Below are 20,125 nucleotides of genomic sequence, written 5' to 3'. Positions count from 1 at the left end.
GCCTCAAATCCGACTCACATATCTTGCCAAGTACTGATATTTGCGCCAATCTCATCATATAGATAATAAAATGTGTTAATGGCTTTCAGGGAATGAATTATGCGTTGGGTTGCCAAACTTATTGCTTCTGTATTACTGCTTGGCGGACTGAGTATTGTGGCACTGCTCGTATTGCTGCAAACCCGCTATGCCACTCCCATACTCAACCATACCCTCGCCTTTTTCTCCCACTATCAGTTAGCTGAAACACAATTACACTATGATATAAAACAACCACTACAAATAACGCTTCAACCACTCACTGTAAAAAAGGCGAATAAAACCTTATTGTCAGTTGACAGTATCTCTCTCGAACTTTCATCACGTTCATTACAAACGCAGCGTCTGGTGTTTTCCAATGTCATTATTGATGGGATCGATTTACATCATCAGCAATGGGATAAATTTGAACAACTCTCAGCCTTTTCTATTGATCGTTTAGCAATTAATGATCTCTCAATAGCCACTCCCGCGATAACAATCAACCATGCACAGCTTCAAATCGATAATTGGCAATATATTGATCCTCAGCAACCTTGGTGGCTGCAATTTAGCGGGCAGTTTCAATTAAGCGTTCCTCAAATAACATGGCACAATCAAACGCTAGAAAATCTGTTATTAAACGGGACAAAACAGAAGCAACAGTGGCAACTGACAGGATTTTCAGGGAGATGGCAACAAGCGAACTTTAATGGTACGGCAAACTATAACAGTGACACCCAGTTATTAACGTTAGATCAACTCACGCTAACCAACCTTCGCATCCAACAATCACAACCATTAGCCGCATGGCCGCAATGGTTAGCAGATGCCACACCCGTTCGTCATATCATGATTAAACGCGCTGACGTTTTAGATAGTAGTATTGAACAACCTATTTGGGCTGCTGATAATATTAGTTTGTCATTAGAAAACTGGTCATGGCCTAACAGTTACTGGCAACAAGATAACGCCCATTTATCTGTGAGTGCCAGTAATGCGAAATGGCACGATATCGTATTTGAACAACCGATCGTTGAGCTGAATTTCATGCCGGAAAAGATCAACAGTCAGGGTATTTCGGCTCAGTTACTCAATGGTTATATACGTATGGATGGTGACATTTCACCTGACAAGATCAAACTAAAAAAATTGTTGGCCTCAGGAATAAAAGGCTTTCTTCCTCCACACTGGTTCCATACGACAAAAACATTAACCTCAAGGCTATCAGAGCTAACTATCGATAAGCTTGATATCAATAATATACAGTTAACATCAACAGACACTCAGCTACCGTTTCAACTCGCCGGGATCAATATTGATGGTAATGGTGTAGTAGTAAAGCATCAGCATCAATGGGGCTTATGGCAAGGCAACCTTGATACCAGCCTTGGCTTTGCCAGCATCAACCAAATTGTTTTTATCGATCCGATTGTAGAAATGAGCAGTGCCAATGGCGATTGGGCGATCAATAAATTTGTCTTACCTTTTACTGATGGCATGCTAACAGCTAATGCGGATATTCAATTAGCACAACAAGGTCAGCCTTGGTCTCTTTCTATCTCTAGCGATAGTGTTCCCGCTGCTCTCATTTATCGTTGGTTCAAATTACCACTGCCATTAAACGGTAAAATTGACGGAACATTACACGCACAAGGATTAGCAAGTAATCGCCAAAGCTTCAATTACAGTTTATCTGGACAAACCGCTCTCACCTTTAGAGATATTCATTTAGATAATATTGCACCAACCCAATTACTCACTCATTGGAAAACAAAAGGGAATTTACTCGGTACGGTATTAGGTAGCAGCAATGAAAATAGCGATAGTAATGCTCAAGCATTAATACTATCGCCACTGAATATCACGGCTGAAAGGGGAAGAATTACCATTCCTACTTGGCTCGCAAGCAATGATAATTTTAGCCTATCACTCACCAGTCAATGGGATCTGGCGCTCCCAACACAGCAACAACTGGAGTGGGTATTAAAGGAAAACTGCCAACAAGTCGATCGTCGTTGGCATGCCGATCAAATAGAAGTGAATTCGTTTTCAACGTGTAGCGGCAAGATCAAATAAGTACCGGTAAAACTGGAAGCAACTTTACCACCGCTATACACATTCACATCGACACTGATACGACCTTTACGACCTTTCGCTAAGCGATCAATATCACCACGTAAGTTTTCTATGGTGCTCACCGCTTTAGGTCGTTCAGTCACAGGTGCTGAATAGCGGATATGGCTATCAACCAAAATGATATTGCCCTCTAATCCACGTTCTTTCAGCAATAACCAAATAAAACCCCATCCCGCTAAGGTTGCCATGGTAAAAATGCTCCCCGCAAACATAAACTCATTGGGGTTTAAATTAGCATTAAACAGCGCACTCACCTCAAAGCGATAACCTGTGTATTGGTTGATTTTTATCCCCATTTTATCGCTGATCGGGATCTGTTGTTGCCACAGTGTTTGTAACTCCTGACACCATTCAGGATGACGCACAACTTCATTTAATGGCTCTAGATGTTTCAGCATTTGTTGGTGACGAACAGGACCTCGCTCATCACTCAATTCACCTTCACTGGCAAAACCATTTTTTAAATAAAAAGGAATAGCATCTTCACGGGCATTACACACCATCCGCTTAGCACCGTCTTGCCTTGCGAGTGACTCTAAAGCCATTAAAATTAAGCCACCTAAACCATGGCGGCGAACATTAGGATCAACCGCCATGTAACGTACTTGTCCCTCATTATCAGGCGTTAAATATAAACGCCCAATCGCCACCACCTGATCACGATTATTGATGATCATACGATGTTCACTCAATTCATCATACGCATCACGTTCAGAGCCTTGTGGCATCTGCCAAGGTTCACGCAACATCCGCCAACGAAAATGGTAATAGCTCGCCAACTGCTCATCTGTTTGAGGCGTCACTAATCGAAACATGAATTCCCTCTCTTTCCATTCTCGGTTTATGGTGTATATCTGATACTAATGTGATTTTCTAGACTTGTAGCCAAAACGTCACTGGACCATCGTTATTTAGTGCTACTTGCATATCGGCAGCAAAGATACCCGTTTCTGTCTGAATTTCTTTTACCTTACATTGTTCGACAAAATATTCATAAAGACGTTCAGCATCAACAGGTGCAGCCCCACTCGAAAAACCTGGCCGCATACCCTTTTTAGTATCCGCCGCTAACGTAAATTGTGAAACCACCAACACACTGCCACCCGCCTGCTGCACGTTTAAATTCATTTTGCCATCGTCATCACTAAAGACACGGTAACCGAGCACTTTATCACGCAGCTTTTGTGCTTTTGCTTCGTCATCACCTTTTTCAACGCCTAACAGCACTAACAAGCCTTTGCCAATGGCGCCAGTGATCTGTCCATCCACTGTCACGCTAGCCTCAGTAACTCGTTGGATCAGTGCAATCATTTTTCTTCCTCTTTCATATTCTGCGACGTGTCATCCGATTTTTGCTCTGTCGGTAATGATAACTGATTAGCCTGATCCCAAAAACCACGCTCACCTAAACTAGCGGTGATCTCTGCGCCCAGTAAAACAATGCACCAACATAAATAAATCCAAACAAATAAGATAGGAATTGCAGCTAAGGCGCCGTAAATCATCTGATAAGAATGAAAATGCGCGAGGTAAATCGCAAAACCTTTCTTACTTAGCTCAAATAAAATACTCGCACTTAGACTACCAATCAGTGCATGGCGGAACGTCACTTTACCATTCGGCACTAATAAGTAGAGCAATAAAAATGCCAAGCTAGACATAAGAGAAGGAAACCAGCGTAAGGACTGCTGTAAAAGGCCGTGTAATGCTTGATGTTCAAGCAATGCCAGTGAACCAAGGTAAGAGCTTACCGCAATACTAGAACCCAACAGAATCGGTCCTAACGTTAAAATCATCCAATAGATTGAAAATGAAATAACCCAACGACGTTTCTGTTTAATTCGCCAGATATAATTTAACGAGGTATCTATTGATGAAATCAACATCATGGCAACCACAAACAAAGCCGCAATACCGACAGCCGTCATTTTGCCAGCATTAGAAACGAACTCATTTAAGTAGGTTTTCACGACCGCGCCAGCCGCTGGTACGAAATTCTCGATCACAAAGTTTTGTAATTGCTCACCGAGCCCTGCAAATACTGGCACTGCTGATAACGCCGAAATAACAACAGTAATGAGCGGCACCAGTGATAATAAAGTGACATAAGCCATTGAGCCTGCGGTAACCGTTAAACGATCATGATTCACTCGCTGGATTAAATACGAAAAATAATCCATCATCAGATGGATTTTGGGACCTAATTGCAACTTCGCCATTGGTTTGTTGTCAGCCTTATAACTTTGTTCTATTAATCTTATACACATTGTGAAAAGGCTTTCATTTTTTTGCCTTCTCTCAACTCTTTATTTGCGTCTTATCAATCAATTCTCTCTTGTTAGAACAAACGTTAAGATTGATTTATTTCAGCGCAGCATGCCTTACTAGGAGCATAACATGCCTTATTTTCTTGCTATTTTACTTAGCGTTAGCTTACTTTCAGGCTGTCAATCAGCCTATTACTCAGCGATGGAGCAAGTTGGCGTCCACAAACGTGACATCATGGTTGATCGGGTAGAAGACGCCAACGCAGCACAAAAAGATGCACAACAGCAATTTACCAGTGCGCTTGAAGGGCTTAAAGCATTAAATAATTTCAATGGTGGTGAGTTAGAAGCCGCATACAATGACGTTAATGATCAATACAAAGACAGTGAAGCAGCAGTCAATAAAGTCAAAGATCGTATCGCTGCTATTGAAGATGTGGCTGATGCATTGTTTGAAGAATGGAATGACGAGCTTGCGCTTTATAAGAGTGCAACACTGAAACGTGATAGTGCAAACAAGCTACGCGCTACCAAAGTACAGTATCAAAAAATGCTATCTGCGATGAAACGTGCAGAGCAAAAAATGGAGCCGGTGTTAGATACTTTGCGTGATAACACATTATACCTAAAGCATAACCTAAATGCTGCCGCCATTGGCTCACTACAAGGTGAGTTCAACTCACTGCAACGCGAGATCCAACAAGCAATCCGCGATATGAACAGCGCTATTGCAGAATCTAACCGCTTTATTGGTCATCTAAAGAAATAAGCTATCGACAAGGTGAGTCAGCGCCAGCGGCTCACCTTTTCTTTGCCCTAACTTCCCTGCCCGACACTTATCTTCAACCATTCGCCACAATCCCCCCATATTTCCACCCTTCAGATACAACAATCCCCCGATTGTTACCAACCGAGGGATTGCTTAATAACTAATGAAATTAATCAGTAATTACTTTGTACGACCAGCACGCTTACGATCGTTTTCAGTAAGAAGTTTCTTACGAATACGGATGCTTAAAGGTGTCACTTCTACTAGTTCATCGTTATCGATGAATTCTAGTGCTTGCTCAAGTGTGTACTTGATAGCTGGAGAAAGAGTTTGCGCTTCGTCAGTACCAGAAGCACGAACGTTTGTAAGCTGCTTACCTTTCAGGCAGTTAACTGTAAGGTCGTTAGAACGGTTATGAATACCGATGATCTGACCTTCGTAAACTTCGTCTGCGTGCTCAGCAAATAGACGGCCACGCTCTTGTAGGTTAAACAATGCATAAGTCAGTGCTTTACCTGTTGCGTTAGAAATCAATACACCGTTGTTACGCTGACCGATAGTACCGCCCTTGTGAGGACCGTAGTGATCAAACGTATGGTAAAGAAGACCTGAACCTGAAGTCAGTGTCATGAACTCAGTTTGGAAACCGATAAGACCACGAGAAGGCATCATGAAGTCCATGCGAACACGGCCTTTACCATCTGGTGCCATATCAGTTAGCTCACCTTTACGAAGACCGATATTTTCCATGATACCGCCTTGGTGCTCTTCCACCACGTCGATTGTCACAGTTTCAAACGGTTCCATTAGCTGGCCGTCTTCTTCTTTGATGATAACTTCTGGACGTGATACTGCTAGCTCGTAGCCTTCACGACGCATATTTTCGATCAGGATAGATAGGTGAAGTTCACCACGGCCTGATACGCGGAATTTATCTGGGTCAGCTGTTTCTTCAACACGTAGTGCAACGTTGTGTACTAGTTCTTTTTGAAGACGCTCTAGGATGTTACGTGAAGTAACGAACTTACCTTCTTTACCAGCAAACGGAGAGTTGTTTACTTGGAAAGTCATAGTAACTGTTGGCTCATCAACAGAAAGAGGCGTTAGCGCTTCAACACAGTTCTGATCACAAATAGTGTCAGAAATCTTAAGCTCGCCAAGACCTGTGATTGCAATGATGTCGCCCGCTTTCGCTTCTTCAACTTCATGACGCTCAAGACCTAGGTAACCTAGAACTGTACCTACTTTACCGTTACGCTTAGAACCGTCAGCACTTACGATAGTGACTTGTTGGTTAGCTTTCACTGTACCACGAGTAATACGCGCAACACCGATAACACCAACGTAAGAGCTGTAATCTAGCTGAGAGATTTGCATCTGTAGTGGGCCATCAACATCTACTGAAGGCGCTGCAACGTTATCAACGATAGATTGGAACAATGGTTCCATGTTCTCGCCAGTTTCGCCTTCTTCTAGTGTTGCCCAACCGTTTAGTGCTGATGCGTAAACCACTTGGAAGTCTAGCTGTTCGTCAGTTGCACCAAGGTTATCGAATAGGTCAAATACTTGATCCATAACCCACTCAGGACGTGCACCTGGACGGTCAATCTTGTTGATAACAACGATTGGCTTAAGACCGTATGCAAACGCTTTTTGCGTTACGAAACGAGTTTGAGGCATCGGGCCGTCAACTGCATCAACGATAAGCAATACAGAGTCAACCATAGACATGATACGCTCTACTTCACCACCGAAATCGGCGTGTCCAGGGGTATCTACGATGTTGATGCGGTAGTCATTCCAGTTGATTGCTGTGTTCTTAGCAAGAATGGTAATGCCACGCTCTTTCTCGATATCGTTAGAATCCATCACACGTTCTTCGGCTTCGCCGCGACCCTCTAACGTGCCAGACTGCTGTAGAAGTTTATCAACCAAGGTAGTTTTACCATGGTCAACGTGAGCAATAATTGCGATATTTCTTAATTTATCGATCGATTGATTAGACATTAGTTTCACATTCACTCAGAACATGCAGCATCTTCACTAGAGGCTACTTGATTAAAAAAACGGCTCATAATTTAACAGATTTTACGCCAAAACCCACGAAATATGTGATTTATATCACCAGCTTTTTTATGACCATGCTCTAGAGCCGCATTTTTACTCGCTTTTTGGCCTGATTTTATTTTTTTGAACCCTTCTATTCAGACCATAAATCCCCACTTAACCCTGTTTTCTCACTCCCTACGGATAAAAACATCATTAGAGGTACACAGTTCTCCTTTAATAATAAAAACTCTTTTTTAAGGAGATTATGAATTGACAATAATTTTTAACATCGCGATAGTAAGCATGTTCTATTATTGTTAATGACACATCGATGCACCAAAACAGTGCATCAATGCATCAATATAGTGCAAAAATGGATTAATTAAGCTTTAGCAATGCGTAAAAACCGCATTCTTAAAGCTTTTAAAAATTGGCATGGTTTTCGCTTAAGAACATTCAGAACTGCTCATTCTCAGAAATGAGCAACACTAGATTTGCGGCCATGCCCTTATATAACACCGGAGGTTACTCAAGATGTCAGTAGAAAACGTACTAGCGCTGATCCAGGAAAATGAAGTTAAGTTTATTGACCTACGTTTTACCGATACAAAAGGTAAAGAACAGCATATCTCGATCCCATCTCATCAAATTGATGCTGATTTCTTCGAAGAAGGTAAAATGTTTGATGGCTCTTCAGTTGCAGGTTGGAAGGGTATCAACGAATCAGACATGGTAATGATGCCTGACGCATCAAGCGCGGTACTAGACCCATTCACTGAAGACGCTACGCTAAATATCCGTTGTGATATTTTAGAGCCAGCAACAATGCAAGGTTACGACCGTGATCCTCGCTCTATCGCGAAGCGTGCAGAAGAGTTCATGCGTTCAACAGGTATCGCAGACACGGTTCTTATCGGCCCTGAGCCAGAATTCTTCCTATTTGACGATGTTAAGTTTAACACTGACATGTCTGGCTCTTTCTTCAAAATTGATGACGTAGAAGCTGCATGGAATACCGGTTCTGATTTCGAAGGCGGTAACAAAGGTCACCGTCCAGGTGTTAAAGGCGGTTACTTCCCAGTAGCACCTGTTGATTCATCACAAGACATCCGTTCTGCTATGTGTTTAATCATGGAAGAAATGGGTCTAGTTGTTGAAGCTCACCACCACGAAGTAGCAACAGCAGGTCAAAACGAAATCGCAACACGTTTCAACACGCTAACAACAAAAGCGGATGAAATTCAGATCTACAAGTATGTTGTTCATAACGTTGCACACGCATTCGGTAAAACAGCAACCTTTATGCCTAAGCCACTAGTAGGTGATAACGGTTCTGGTATGCACGTTCACCAATCACTAGCAAAAGATGGTGTAAACCTATTCTCTGGTGATAAGTACGGCGGCCTTTCTGAAATGGCACTTTACTACATCGGTGGTATCATCAAGCATGCGCGTGCAATCAACGCATTTGCTAACCCTGCTACGAACTCATACAAGCGTCTAGTTCCAGGCTTTGAAGCTCCAGTAATGCTAGCTTACTCTGCGCGTAACCGTTCAGCGTCTATCCGTATTCCTGTAGTACCAAGCCCTAAAGCACGTCGTATCGAAGTACGTTTCGGTGATCCAGCGGCTAACCCATACCTAGCATTTGCTGCAATGCTAATGGCTGGCCTTGACGGTATCCAGAACAAGATCCACCCAGGCGAAGCGATGGATAAAGACTTGTACGACCTACCAGCAGAAGAAGCAGCTGAAATCCCAACAGTTGCAGAATCGCTACAAGGCGCATTACAAGCACTAAGCGACGACCGTGAGTTCCTAACGTCTGGCGGCGTATTCTCTGATGACTTCATCGATTCTTACATCGCACTGAAATCTCAAGACGTTGAGAAAGTAAACATGACAACTCACCCACTAGAGTTTGAACTTTACTACTCTGTTTAAGTAATCACTTAATTACTAAACATTAAATACTTAGGCCTGCTTCACAAGCAGGCCTTTTTGATCTTGTTGTCACCCGCAAACCAACGACAATAATGAATCTTATTCACGACCACTCTTGTTCGTGCAAACAAACTTGGAGTTAACGGATGAAACTCTCTCGTTTTTTTAATCTACTCAGCCCAATTTTTATTACCCTAATATGGACCGCTGCGAGTTCCGCCCAAGCCTCTACCATCTACTCATGGACAGATGAAAATGGCGTGGTGCACTTTACCGATCAACCTCAAACCCCCGATGCCACTGCTTACCCTTTAAGCGTGACAGAAGTCAGTGGCAATATTGAACAAACCGCAGATACTATTGACACTCAAACCACTGATATTACCGTGGTAGAAGAGCCAGCAAAAACCATTACAACCGTCAGTTTAGTTTCGCCTATGCATGAGCAAACCATCCGCAATAACGAAGGTATCATCAATATTCATGCGGTCACCAACAGCAAACTTAACAATCAAACCCAAGCGCAATTAGTATTAGATGGCGTGGTGAAAGGCGAGCCTCAAACAGAACTCACTTGGACATTAGATAACATTGATCGTGGCAGCCACCAATTACAAATTCAACTAGTTAAAGGCGGCAAGGTTATTGCATCGTCAGACAGTATTACCGTTTATCTGCATCGAGCCACAGTGAAGGCGAACAAGCCAATGCCAGTACAGCCTCGCTAATCCACAGTTTCACCAATTAACAGTGCCCGATCAGCAATAAACAGGTTACACTCAGATGCACCAATTTGGTGCATTTGACCTAAATAAGCCTATTGATGGTTTAGGTAATCAACAAGGATGCTGATTGTGACTACCGCTTTTACCCCTATAATTATTGACAACCTTGTTACTGCAATCATTTTACTGGATGAGCACTTAACGATTCGTTATGTCAATCCTGCCGCAGAACAACTGTTATCGTCGAGTAAGCGCCGTTTGCTGGGCATTACGTTACCAGAGTTATTACAGTATTCATCTCTTGATCTCGATTTAATCGCAGCCACACTGCAAAGTGGTCAAGGCCTAGCTGATAGCGATGTCGCTTTTGTGATTGATGAACAGCGTCAACTTCTCAGCTTGAATGCCAGCCCTATTTCGTGGCAAAAAAATCTTTTCGTGATGCTGGAGCTTAAACCTATCGATCAACAACGTCGTATTAGCCAAGAGCTCTCTCAATTAGCTCAGCAGCAAGCAGCGAAAGAATTAGTGCGAGGGTTAGCTCATGAGATAAAAAACCCACTAGGTGGCTTAAGAGGCGCTGCACAGCTACTTGAAAAAGCACTACCCGACCCTAGTTATGTCGAATATACCCAAATGATTATTGAGCAAGCCGACCGATTACGTAATTTGGTCGATAGGTTATTAGGCCCGCAACGGCCAGGCATCAGAAAGACCGATAATATTCATCTCGTATTAGAAAAAGTACGTCAGCTGGTCATACTGGAAAACGACAATAACCTTGTGATTGAGCGCGACTACGATCCAAGTCTGCCCGAGATAGAAATGGATACCGAACAACTCGAGCAAGCCTTACTCAACATTGTCAGTAACGCCGCTCATGTTCTAAAAAAACAAAATGGCGGGATCATTAAACTCAAAACTCGCACAGCCCATCAAGCCTTGATCCAAGGCAAATACGCCCGTATCGCCGCGAAAATTGAAATTATCGATAATGGTCCGGGGATCCCAGCAGAAATCCAAGACACCTTATTCTATCCAATGGTAACCGGTAATGCTGATGGCACAGGGTTAGGGCTATCGATCTCGCAAAACTTAATAGACCAACATAACGGCAAAATTGAAGTGATTAGCTGGCCAGGACACACCAACTTTACGATCTATTTACCAATACAATAATAACGATAGGAGAGTAACGTATGAGCAAAGGATTAATTTGGGTTGTCGATGACGACAGCTCTATTCGCTGGGTAATGGAAAAGACACTTATAACAGCAGGCATGAAGTGTGAAACCTTTGCCAATGCCGATAGTGTACTTGAAGCGCTAGAGCGCAATGTCCCAGATGTATTGGTCTCTGATATTAAAATGCCGGGAACAGATGGCTTAACGTTACTAAAACTCTTACAACAAGATTACCCACTCTTACCGGTGATAATCATGACGGCACATTCAGACTTAGATGCCGCTGTGAATGCCTATCAACGTGGGGCATTTGAATATCTCCCTAAGCCATTTGATATTGATGAAGCCGTAAGTTTGGTTGAGCGCGCGGTTAGTCATAGCCAAGAGCAGAAACGTCAACAGCAACCAGAAACGGAAATAAAAGCAGTACCTGAAATTATCGGTGAAGCCCCTGCTATGCAGGAAGTTTTCCGTGCTATTGGTCGCCTTTCTCGCTCATCCATCTCGGTGTTGATTAACGGCGAATCTGGCACAGGTAAAGAGCTTGTCGCTCACGCTTTACATCGCCATAGTCCACGCAGTAAAAATGCTTTTATTGCCCTGAATATGGCTGCTATTCCCAAAGACTTGATTGAATCAGAACTGTTTGGACATGAAAAAGGCGCATTTACTGGCGCCAACAGTGTTCGTCAGGGGCGATTTGAGCAAGCCAATGGTGGAACACTGTTTCTCGATGAAATCGGTGATATGCCATTAGATATTCAAACCCGTTTACTGCGTGTCTTAGCGGATGGGCAATTCTATCGTGTCGGTGGGCATTCTCCTGTTAACGTCGATGTCCGTATTATTGCAGCAACGCACCAAAACCTAGAGCGTCTTGTCGCAAGTGGTGATTTTCGTGAGGATTTGTTTCACCGCTTAAACGTTATTCGGGTGCATTTACCGTCTCTAAAAGATCGTCGCCAAGATATCCCTCAACTGGCGCGCCACTTCCTGCAACGCGCGTCGAACGAGTTAGGAGTAGAAGTCAAAACCCTGCACCCTGACACGACCGAACAACTAGCAGCACTGGATTGGCCGGGTAATGTTCGCCAACTAGAAAATATTTGTCGCTGGCTTACTGTCATGGCCAGCAGCAGTGAGGTTTTACCTAGCGATCTCCCCCCTGAGTTACTGGAAAATAATCAAACCACTTTATCAACTCAGCAAGAGAATCAACATTGGCAACAAGGCCTACAACAGTGGGCAAAGCAAGAATTGCAGCAAGGTAATGAAAACCTATTGGCAGAAGCCCTACCTGAGTTTGAAAAAATCTTACTCGAGACGGCGCTACAACATAGCCACGGTCATAAACAAGAAGCGGCTCGATTATTAGGTTGGGGAAGAAATACCCTCACCAGAAAACTCAAAGAGCTAGGTATTAACGACTAATCATCGCTATATAATATCGAGTTGCAGGTGAAGGCGATCACATTTAGCTGCAACGATTATGTTCACGTTATACACTTTGCTTATACTTAACGCTCAGTTTTCATCGGAATAATCATAATGATCAACAAGCATCTTCCTTTAACGGATCTACACCGTCACCTTGATGGCAACATTCGCCCTCAAACTATCCTAGAACTTGGACAGCAATTTAATATGGCGCTACCAGGCCATGATCTAGAAAGTTTACGCCCACACGTTCAGATCGTTGAAGCTGAACCTAGTCTTGTAGCCTTTTTGTCAAAGCTAGACTGGGGGGTTGCAGTATTAGGCGATCTCGATGCTTGTCGTCGTGTCGCTTATGAAAACGTTGAAGATGCCTTGCATGCACAAATTGATTATGCCGAACTACGTTTCTCACCTTACTACATGGCAATGAAGCACAACTTGCCGATCGCAGGTGTGGTTGAAGCCATTATTGATGGAGTAGAAGCTGGTTGTCGTGACTTTGGTATCAAAGCGAACTTAATCGGTATAATGAGTCGTACCTTTGGTGTTGAGGCTTGTCAGCAAGAGCTTGATGGCTTACTAGCCCACAAAGATAAATTGGTCGCTATTGATTTAGCCGGTGATGAATTAGGTCAGCCTGGCGCGCAATTTAACCCACACTTTAAACAAGTTCGTGATGCAGGTTTACGTGTAACCGTTCATGCTGGTGAAGCAGCCGGCTCTGAAAGTATGTGGCAAGCCATTAATGAGCTTGGCGCAGTACGTATTGGTCACGGTGTAAAGGCAATTCAAGATCCAAAACTGATGGATTATCTAGCAGAGCATAAAATTGGTATTGAATCGTGCATTACCTCAAACATTCAAACCAGTACTATTAGCAATATCAAAGATCACCCTATCAAGCCATTCCTCGAGCATGGCATTTTAGCCTGCCTCAACACTGACGACCCTGCCGTTGAAGGTATTGAATTACCTTACGAATATGAGGTAGCAGCACCCGCTGTTGGATTAAGCCAAGCGCAAATCGAACAAGCACAACGCAATGGCTTAGAGATCGCCTTCTTGAATGAAAGCGAGAAACAAGCACTTCGCGAGATGGCAGCACAACGTAGTTAATCACTCACGCGATAAAAATCAGATAACAAAAAGCCCCATTCCAGCATTGCTCGAATGGGGCTTATTATTTAATCCAAGAAGATTAAATCACTCGTGAAAACTGCTGTTGGCGAGCGCGATCACGTAAGTATTTATCGAAACACATACAAATATTACGGATCAATAAACGTCCCTTCAGCTCAACGAAGATATGTTGCTGATCCACCGCTACTAACTCATCATCAATAAAGGTCTTTAAAAGCTCTAAATCTTCAGCAAAATATTGATCAAAATTGATATTAAATTCCGCTTCAATCGCTTTCTTATCAAGCTGGAAATTACAAATAAGGGCTTTGATCACTTCACGACGCAGTAAGTCGTCCGCATCTAGCGAGACCCCTTTCCACAGTGCGTTTTGTTTTTCTTCAATATCGCGGTAGTAATGCTTTAACTCTTTTTGGTTCTGTGCGTAGCAATCACCAATCATAGAAATAGCGGATACACCCATACCTAATAAATCACACTCACCTTGAGTGGTATAACCTTGGAAATTACGGTGCAGAATCCCTTCACGCTGGGCAATGGCTAATTCATCATCCGGTTTGGCAAAGTGATCCATACCAATAAATTGGTATCCTGCCCCCGTCAACGTCGCAATGGTATCTTGCAGAATACCTAATTTTTCTTTGGCACTCGGTAATAGCTCTTCGCTGATCTTACGCTGTGCCGCAAACAATTTAGGCATGTGGGCGTAGTTAAACACCGATAAACGCCCCGGATTCATCGCCAGTACTTGCTCTAATGTTTTCGCAAACATTTCACGATTTTGTAGCGGTAAACCATAAATCAAATCAAGGTTCGTTGAACGGAATCCCAATTCACGTGCACGCTCAACCATCGCAAAGATAAACGCTTCATCTTGCTCACGGTTAACCAGTTTTTGCACGTCTTTATTGAAATCTTGCACCCCAATGCTTAAACGGTTAAAGCCTTCGCCACGTAAATGGTCAAGAATATCGAGTTCAATTTCACGCGGATCGACTTCTATGCTGATCTCAGCATCATCATCAAAATTAAACGCTGCACGCAAACTATTCATTAAACGACTGATCTGCGCTGCAGTAAGGAACGTCGGTGTACCACCGCCCCAGTGCAATTGACTCACTTGGCGATTGCCCAATAAAGTCGCACGTTGTTTAATTTCTTGTTCTAGCTTATCCAAGTAGTCATCCGCTTTATGCTGATGACGGGTAATGATTTTATTACAGCCACAGTAGTAACAAAGCTTATGACAAAATGGGATATGAATATAAAGCGATAGCTTACGATCAGGATATTGCTTACATGCCATCTCAAATTCAGCAGACGTGAACGCTTCATTAAACTCTAATGCAGTTGGGTAAGAGGTATAACGCGGGCCTGAGTAGTTATACTTTTCAATCAGGGCCTGATCCCAAATAATCTGCTCATTTGACATGACATATTTCCAATATTGTAGGGAGAATAATGAGTTAAACGTGTAATGATAGTAAGACGAATAACACTTATAGTTTATAAGACAATACAGCCATCGCCTAATCAGATTAGACGATGACTGTAATCGTTCAGATCAAGTCATTAAGACTTCGTAGACAGGATGGCATCCAGTTCGATCGCAATAGCTTCTTGTAATCGAGTTTCAGCCTTCATTCGCTCCAGATCAAAGCGCATTCGAGCACGTTTCTCTGTTTGTTGACGCGCTTCACCGCGAGGCATATCTTTTACTACCTCATACAGCTCTGTAATAGCTGGATAAGTGGCTGCAAAATCAACACTCTTATCAGCCTGTAGCGCTTCCATCAACTTATACAAACGAATCGCCGCTTCAGACAAATCACATTGTCCTTGCTTGGTCGCTGCGGCAATCACATAAACGCTCTCTAAAATCGTATTATTACGCGTTTCTATCGCCTCTTTTTGCTGTTGTTCAGCACGGGCTAAAAAAACTTTATGGCGTTGATTTTGTTGGTATAGCTTAACAAGTAGCGTGCCCGCATAAATACCAAGCGCGGTTACAATTGTGCCACCAATAACAAGCAGAAGCGTCAAATCCTGCAACGGTTACTCCTTACCGAATTTATCTAAATCCATCTTTTCAAATTGATCGAGTAAATCATCATCAGACTTAACCGCTGGGCGGTACTCATCTTCCTCGAACAATTCAACTTCATCTTCTTCCATCAAACCAAGCTGCTTCATAAGCTGCTCAATACGATCAAGTTTTTGGTCGACTTGTTTCTGTAAGCCTGCACCTAACTTTTCACCAGCATCTAAGCGATCAAGAAGAACCATCAGCTGCGCATCATTTTCAAGCATTGCTAATTCTTGCTCTGCTGACATACGGCGTTGCTGTTTGGTCATTGGCTTTTTCGGCTCAACAATCAAAGGAATTGGTTTTTTACTACCAAGACGTGGGTCTTTTTTCTGCGCGGCATTACGCTGCTTAGTTTCTTCAACGGCAGAATGGCGACTACCAGTTTTTAAGCCTTTACGCTTTTTCGCTTTCTGGCGCTGGCGAGATTCGATCTCTAATTGGTTCGGCGTTTTATCGCGGTATACCGCTGGGCCTTCAGAGCCAATCTTACGGCCTCTTTTTTTACGGGTCATTACTGGGTTTTCCTCAGCAAAATCACATCATTTCCAACAAACTCAACTTCTAAGCCATCACGTTGCGCTAAAAAGCGGAACGTATCGCGACTAAAGAAACTAACGTGGGTTGGATCGTTCTTGTAATGCCAACGTGTAAACGCTTCGGCATCGGTTGCTAGCTTTGTCATCAACCCCAGCCATCCGCCAGGTTTAATCATACTCAGCAGCAGCCCCCATTCCTTCGCAGGCTGATTAAAATGTTCTATGGCTTCGGTACACGTAACAAAGTCATATTGACGCGTTAATACACTAGGATCAGGTGCAAAATATGGATCATAAATCGCCATATTATATCCCATTTCGTCCAACATAATGGAAAGTGTTGGACCAGGACCGCTGCCAAAGTCTAAACCATCTAATGGCCCAGCCGGTAAACGTTCCACTAATGGTGTCGCTAAACGACCTAAAAATTGGCGATAACCCATATCATCTGGATTATTTTGATGTTGATCATAAACCGCTTTTTCTTGTTCTGGCGATAACTGAGCCTCAGGATCAGCAAAAATTAACGCGCATTGCTGACAACGAAAATAGCAGCGATTTTTATCTTCAACAAATACTCCATGCTGTTCACTATGGCACAGTGGACATGGCTGCATGATCACTTCTCCGGTGTTGCCGATTATTAGCAAAATCGGAACTGGTGTAAAATCGAGCGGGCTATTCTATACCCAATCGCGGTCAAGATGTAGTTTTGCCGACAAATTGTGCAAGTTTATCTGTAAATACGATAATGATAGATAAAAGATCAACAAGTTAACTTGTTTATAATGCAGATAGAAAAAGAGGGGAAAAGAAAAAAGCGATAGGCTTGCACCTATCGCTCTATATGTAAGCCACTGGCTTATATTCTGTCTAGTCATCCTAACTAGCGTGTAACGTCCCGGTTAAGCAACGTTCCCTTTGTTATTAGTGCTTTCCTTGCGAACTTGTTGTTCGTCATCATCCTGATGAGTTTTACTCTTCCGTGTCCTGTCCATAGTAATTCAACTCGTCCTGAGTTGGCGTTCCATTTCGCTTACTATCATCCTGATAATAATGCCACCATCCTTGTGAGCACGTTATCCATAACGTACCACTTATTGCGACGACATCATGTCGTTGCAAAATCTTATCCGTAAGTGTCTTCCTGACAATCCAATACGCTTCTTGCGTCAACCCTAGTCATCCTAACTAGACGTCCTGTGATCCTTTGAGCTCCTGCTCATGCCATCCTAGCGTTTCCATCCCTTGTCGCTTTCCCTGTCGACACGAGATAATTTACAGTAACCAAAAACTGAAACAATGTACCGATATCACACTTTTAAAAGCACAAACCACTAAAAAAACGCAAACCATTGTTATTGAAGGATAATGTATTTTTATCTGCAAAATTTCGAGCTAAAACAACCCTCACAAATGGCAGATCTCTTACAAGCTGTTGAGCAAATAAGACAGAAGTAAAAATAGTCTTGCTGAATGAAGCACTAAAAGATATAAAACGATAACTATCAGGCAATAAAAAAGCAGCCTTTAGGCTGCTTTTTTTCAATTCGGATCAAGCGATTTTAGTGCAAGCCGCCGACATATTGTGACAACGCATTAATTTCATCATCACTTAATTTTGCAGCAACCGAACGCATCATCGCGTTCATATCATTAGCACGGACACCTGAACGGAACTCTTCCAGTTGAAGTTTTACGTATTCTGCATTTTGACCAGAGATCTTAGGGAATCCAGATAAGCTCGTACCATTGCCACGAGGACCATGACACGCAATACAGGCAGCAATACCACGTTCAGTATCGCCAAAACGATAAAGTTGTTGCGCGACTTCAACGGATTCTTTGGGGGAAGTATTATCTGATATAGGCAGAGAAGCATAATATACTGCGATATCTGCGATATCTTGATCAGAAAGGGCCATGGCCATTCCTCCCATAACAGGATTATTACGTCCCTGTTTTCCGCCGGTAGCCATTGCCTGTTTGTATTCTTTTAATTGCTTTTCAAGATATTTAGGATGCTGTCCAGCAAGCTTCGGGGATTGCTGCATCAACGCTGCATTGCCATCTGTACCATGGCAGGCGGCACACGTTACAGCTTTCAGTTTACCTGCTTCGATGTTGCCTTCTTCAGCCGTGGTCGAATAACTAGCAAGAAGGCTTAATATTAATATTAATTTCTTCATGACATTCCGTTTATAATTATAGGGCTTCCACTACCACAAGTAATGCTCACTTACATAGTATACAATACGATCACAAACCAAGCTCGGTTTCACATATTTTACACATCTTCACATAAAAGCAATCAGTCGACTACATGAAGACTGGACGGAGTTAACAGTGAATCAACCTCTCAACTACAGAAATACAAGTTTTATCACAAGTGCGCCAGATATTCGTCACTTGCCGCAAGATGCAGGCGTTGAGATTGCATTTGCTGGTCGCTCTAACGCGGGCAAGTCGAGTGCGCTAAACCGCTTAACCGATCAAAAAGGGTTAGCGCGTACTTCAAAAACGCCTGGTCGTACTCAACTGATCAATATGTTTGAAGTGGTTCAAGGCTGTAACCTTATCGATTTACCGGGTTATGGTTTTGCACAAGTCCCTCTTGAAATGAAATTAAAATGGCAGAAGTCGCTAGGAGAATACCTTCAGCGTCGTGAGTGCTTACAAGGCCTTGTGGTATTGATGGATATCCGTCATCCGATGAAAGATCTTGACCAACAAATGATTAATTGGGCACTTGAAAGCCGTTTACCTGTGCTGGTCTTACTGACTAAAGCAGACAAGCTAAAAAGTGGTGCTCGTAAAGCACAGGTGCTAAAAATCCGCCAAATGACTAAAGAGTTAGAAGGTGACGTACAAGTTGAAGCTTTCTCTTCGTTAAAAGGTATTGGCGTCGATCAAGTTCGCCGTAAATTGGATGAGTGGTACGCACCAGAGCTAGAGCGCCAACGTGTGCTTGCCGGTGGTGATGATGCTTTCCCTGAGCAAGTAGAAGAAGACAACGAGTAAAATACGTTGTTTATATAGCTCTAAGGATTGGAGCTATAAAAGTTCCCCACCATCTCGGTGGGGCAAATTAAGAGAGAAACAGGAGGTATTTTAGTTTTGTGCAACAAACAATAATGATTTCCACTCTTAGTGCAATCCCTTCCCTTTATATGACTCAACTTACATGTTTTTTTGCGACTCTCGACCATATTCCCCTCTGAATTCCGATATAAATATTGCTTACCCGCCTCTACTTAGTACATTATTTTCTTAACAAAATAACAACATAAAATGTTAATAAACCATGTTTAGTTCTGGAAGTTTATTACAACCACATTTAACCAAAAAAAGAGCAAAAAAAAACCACTCCCAATAGTGTAGGAATGGTTATTTCATGGATTTGTTGAACGGCTGATAATGTCATCAGCACTGACAGCAAATATGAACAAGAAGCTGTTTTTAGTATAGCGACTGTTTTTATTTTTTAAAGTATTTACTCTAAAAAAATAACAACTAAAAAGAAAATTTAAGAGAAAAAGGCGAACAAATAAGCCAAAAAGATCAAATAGACCAATGAACGACCATAATTTGATTAGTAATTAGCTAAATAGAGAGAAACGAAAAAGAAAGAAATAATCAACAGACAACAAAGAAAGGTATAAACGGAGAGAAAAAATTTTCGAGCGCACAATAAAAAACGCCCCGGTCCAAAGTGAGACCAGGGCGGCTGAATCAGCCAAATCCAATAACGTGAAACAAAAGGTCTGAAAGATAGAACATCTTACCTCTGTACCCTACACCTGTAACTGTATATCAAACGTGCAGTTT

17 protein-coding genes are annotated in these 20,125 nt (G+C 42.6%); 8 read left to right on the top strand and 9 right to left on the bottom strand.

Going from position 1 to position 20,125, the window contains the following annotated elements; all coding sequences use genetic code 11:
- Positions 1–99: 99 nt before the first annotated feature.
- On the top strand, positions 100–2,097 hold the full coding sequence (locus C9J41_RS16755) for an AsmA family protein (RefSeq protein WP_107294804.1): 1,998 nt from the start codon (positions 100–102) through the stop codon (positions 2,095–2,097).
- On the opposite strand, the gene C9J41_RS16750 is transcribed toward C9J41_RS16755, so the two are convergent.
- From C9J41_RS16750 to C9J41_RS16740, 3 genes are read right to left on the bottom strand one after another with little or no spacing between them, the layout of a single operon-like run.
- The gene (locus tag C9J41_RS16750; RefSeq protein WP_107207782.1) at positions 2,049–2,972 is read right to left on the bottom strand and encodes a bifunctional GNAT family N-acetyltransferase/hotdog fold thioesterase; all 924 of its coding nucleotides are present in this window, start codon (positions 2,970–2,972) and stop codon (positions 2,049–2,051) included. The genes C9J41_RS16755 and C9J41_RS16750 overlap by 49 nt on opposite strands.
- Before the next feature lie 58 nt (positions 2,973–3,030).
- Positions 3,031–3,468: a D-aminoacyl-tRNA deacylase gene (gene dtd, locus C9J41_RS16745; RefSeq protein ID WP_045084559.1), complete on the bottom strand. Its 438-nt coding sequence runs from the start codon at positions 3,466–3,468 to the stop codon at positions 3,031–3,033.
- Positions 3,465–4,376 (bottom strand): virulence factor BrkB family protein, encoded by a 912-nt coding sequence (locus tag C9J41_RS16740; protein WP_107207783.1) that lies wholly within the window; start codon positions 4,374–4,376, stop codon positions 3,465–3,467. The genes dtd and C9J41_RS16740 overlap by 4 nt, the downstream gene beginning before the upstream one ends.
- 178 nt (positions 4,377–4,554) lie before the next feature.
- Here C9J41_RS16740 and C9J41_RS16735 point away from each other — a divergent pair, with 178 nt between their 5' ends.
- Positions 4,555–5,193 (top strand): DUF2959 domain-containing protein, encoded by a 639-nt coding sequence (locus tag C9J41_RS16735; protein ID WP_107207784.1) that lies wholly within the window; start codon positions 4,555–4,557, stop codon positions 5,191–5,193.
- Between the two features lie 180 nt (positions 5,194–5,373).
- On the opposite strand, the gene typA is transcribed toward C9J41_RS16735, so the two are convergent.
- Positions 5,374–7,200, bottom strand: a complete 1,827-nt coding sequence (typA, locus tag C9J41_RS16730) for a translational GTPase TypA (RefSeq protein WP_107207785.1) — start codon at positions 7,198–7,200, stop codon at positions 5,374–5,376.
- A gap of 576 nt (positions 7,201–7,776) precedes the next feature.
- On the opposite strand from typA, the gene glnA reads away from it, so the two are divergent.
- From glnA to add, 5 genes are all read left to right on the top strand, one after another.
- A complete protein-coding gene (gene glnA / locus C9J41_RS16725; protein ID WP_005372511.1) occupies positions 7,777–9,186 on the top strand; it encodes a glutamate--ammonia ligase in 1,410 nt (469 codons plus the stop codon).
- 146 nt (positions 9,187–9,332) lie between these two features.
- Entirely contained in the window at positions 9,333–9,914 is a 582-nt protein-coding gene (locus C9J41_RS16720) for a DUF4124 domain-containing protein (protein ID WP_107261161.1), read from the top strand.
- A gap of 126 nt (positions 9,915–10,040) precedes the next feature.
- Positions 10,041–11,090: a nitrogen regulation protein NR(II) gene (gene glnL, locus C9J41_RS16715; protein ID WP_107207787.1), complete on the top strand. Its 1,050-nt coding sequence runs from the start codon at positions 10,041–10,043 to the stop codon at positions 11,088–11,090.
- Between the two features lie 20 nt (positions 11,091–11,110).
- Entirely contained in the window at positions 11,111–12,526 is a 1,416-nt protein-coding gene (gene glnG, locus C9J41_RS16710) for a nitrogen regulation protein NR(I) (RefSeq protein ID WP_107291114.1), read from the top strand.
- Positions 12,527–12,643: 117 nt separating this feature from the next.
- The gene (add, locus tag C9J41_RS16705; RefSeq protein ID WP_107261165.1) at positions 12,644–13,648 is read left to right on the top strand and encodes an adenosine deaminase; all 1,005 of its coding nucleotides are present in this window, start codon (positions 12,644–12,646) and stop codon (positions 13,646–13,648) included.
- An 82-nt stretch (positions 13,649–13,730) separates the two neighbouring features.
- Here add and hemN read toward each other — a convergent pair whose 3' ends face one another.
- From hemN to C9J41_RS16675, 5 genes are all read right to left on the bottom strand, one after another.
- Positions 13,731–15,104, bottom strand: coding sequence for an oxygen-independent coproporphyrinogen III oxidase (gene hemN / locus C9J41_RS16700; protein WP_107261167.1), 1,374 nt, complete (start codon positions 15,102–15,104; stop codon positions 13,731–13,733).
- Between the two features lie 140 nt (positions 15,105–15,244).
- Positions 15,245–15,724, bottom strand: coding sequence for a DUF2489 domain-containing protein (locus C9J41_RS16695; protein WP_107207791.1), 480 nt, complete (start codon positions 15,722–15,724; stop codon positions 15,245–15,247).
- A 3-nt stretch (positions 15,725–15,727) separates the two neighbouring features.
- A complete protein-coding gene (gene yihI / locus C9J41_RS16690) occupies positions 15,728–16,273 on the bottom strand; it encodes a Der GTPase-activating protein YihI (RefSeq protein WP_045084567.1) in 546 nt (181 codons plus the stop codon).
- Entirely contained in the window at positions 16,273–16,914 is a 642-nt protein-coding gene (locus C9J41_RS16685) for a class I SAM-dependent methyltransferase (protein ID WP_107207792.1), read from the bottom strand. The genes yihI and C9J41_RS16685 overlap by 1 nt, the downstream gene beginning before the upstream one ends.
- Positions 16,915–17,862: 948 nt before the next feature.
- A complete protein-coding gene (locus C9J41_RS16675; RefSeq protein ID WP_107207794.1) occupies positions 17,863–18,486 on the bottom strand; it encodes a cytochrome c in 624 nt (207 codons plus the stop codon).
- Between the two features lie 157 nt (positions 18,487–18,643).
- On the opposite strand from C9J41_RS16675, the gene yihA reads away from it, so the two are divergent.
- On the top strand, positions 18,644–19,318 hold the full coding sequence (gene yihA, locus C9J41_RS16670) for a ribosome biogenesis GTP-binding protein YihA/YsxC (protein ID WP_105061451.1): 675 nt from the start codon (positions 18,644–18,646) through the stop codon (positions 19,316–19,318).
- The last annotated feature ends 807 nt before the right edge of the window (positions 19,319–20,125 follow it).

Origin of the sequence: Photobacterium sp. GB-50 (genome assembly GCF_003026755.1) — a bacterium.
In the GTDB taxonomy this organism is placed as follows: Bacteria; Pseudomonadota; Gammaproteobacteria; order Enterobacterales; family Vibrionaceae; genus Photobacterium.
Note: the sequence above shows the minus strand (reverse complement) of the source record. Positions and strands in the feature narration are given on the sequence as shown.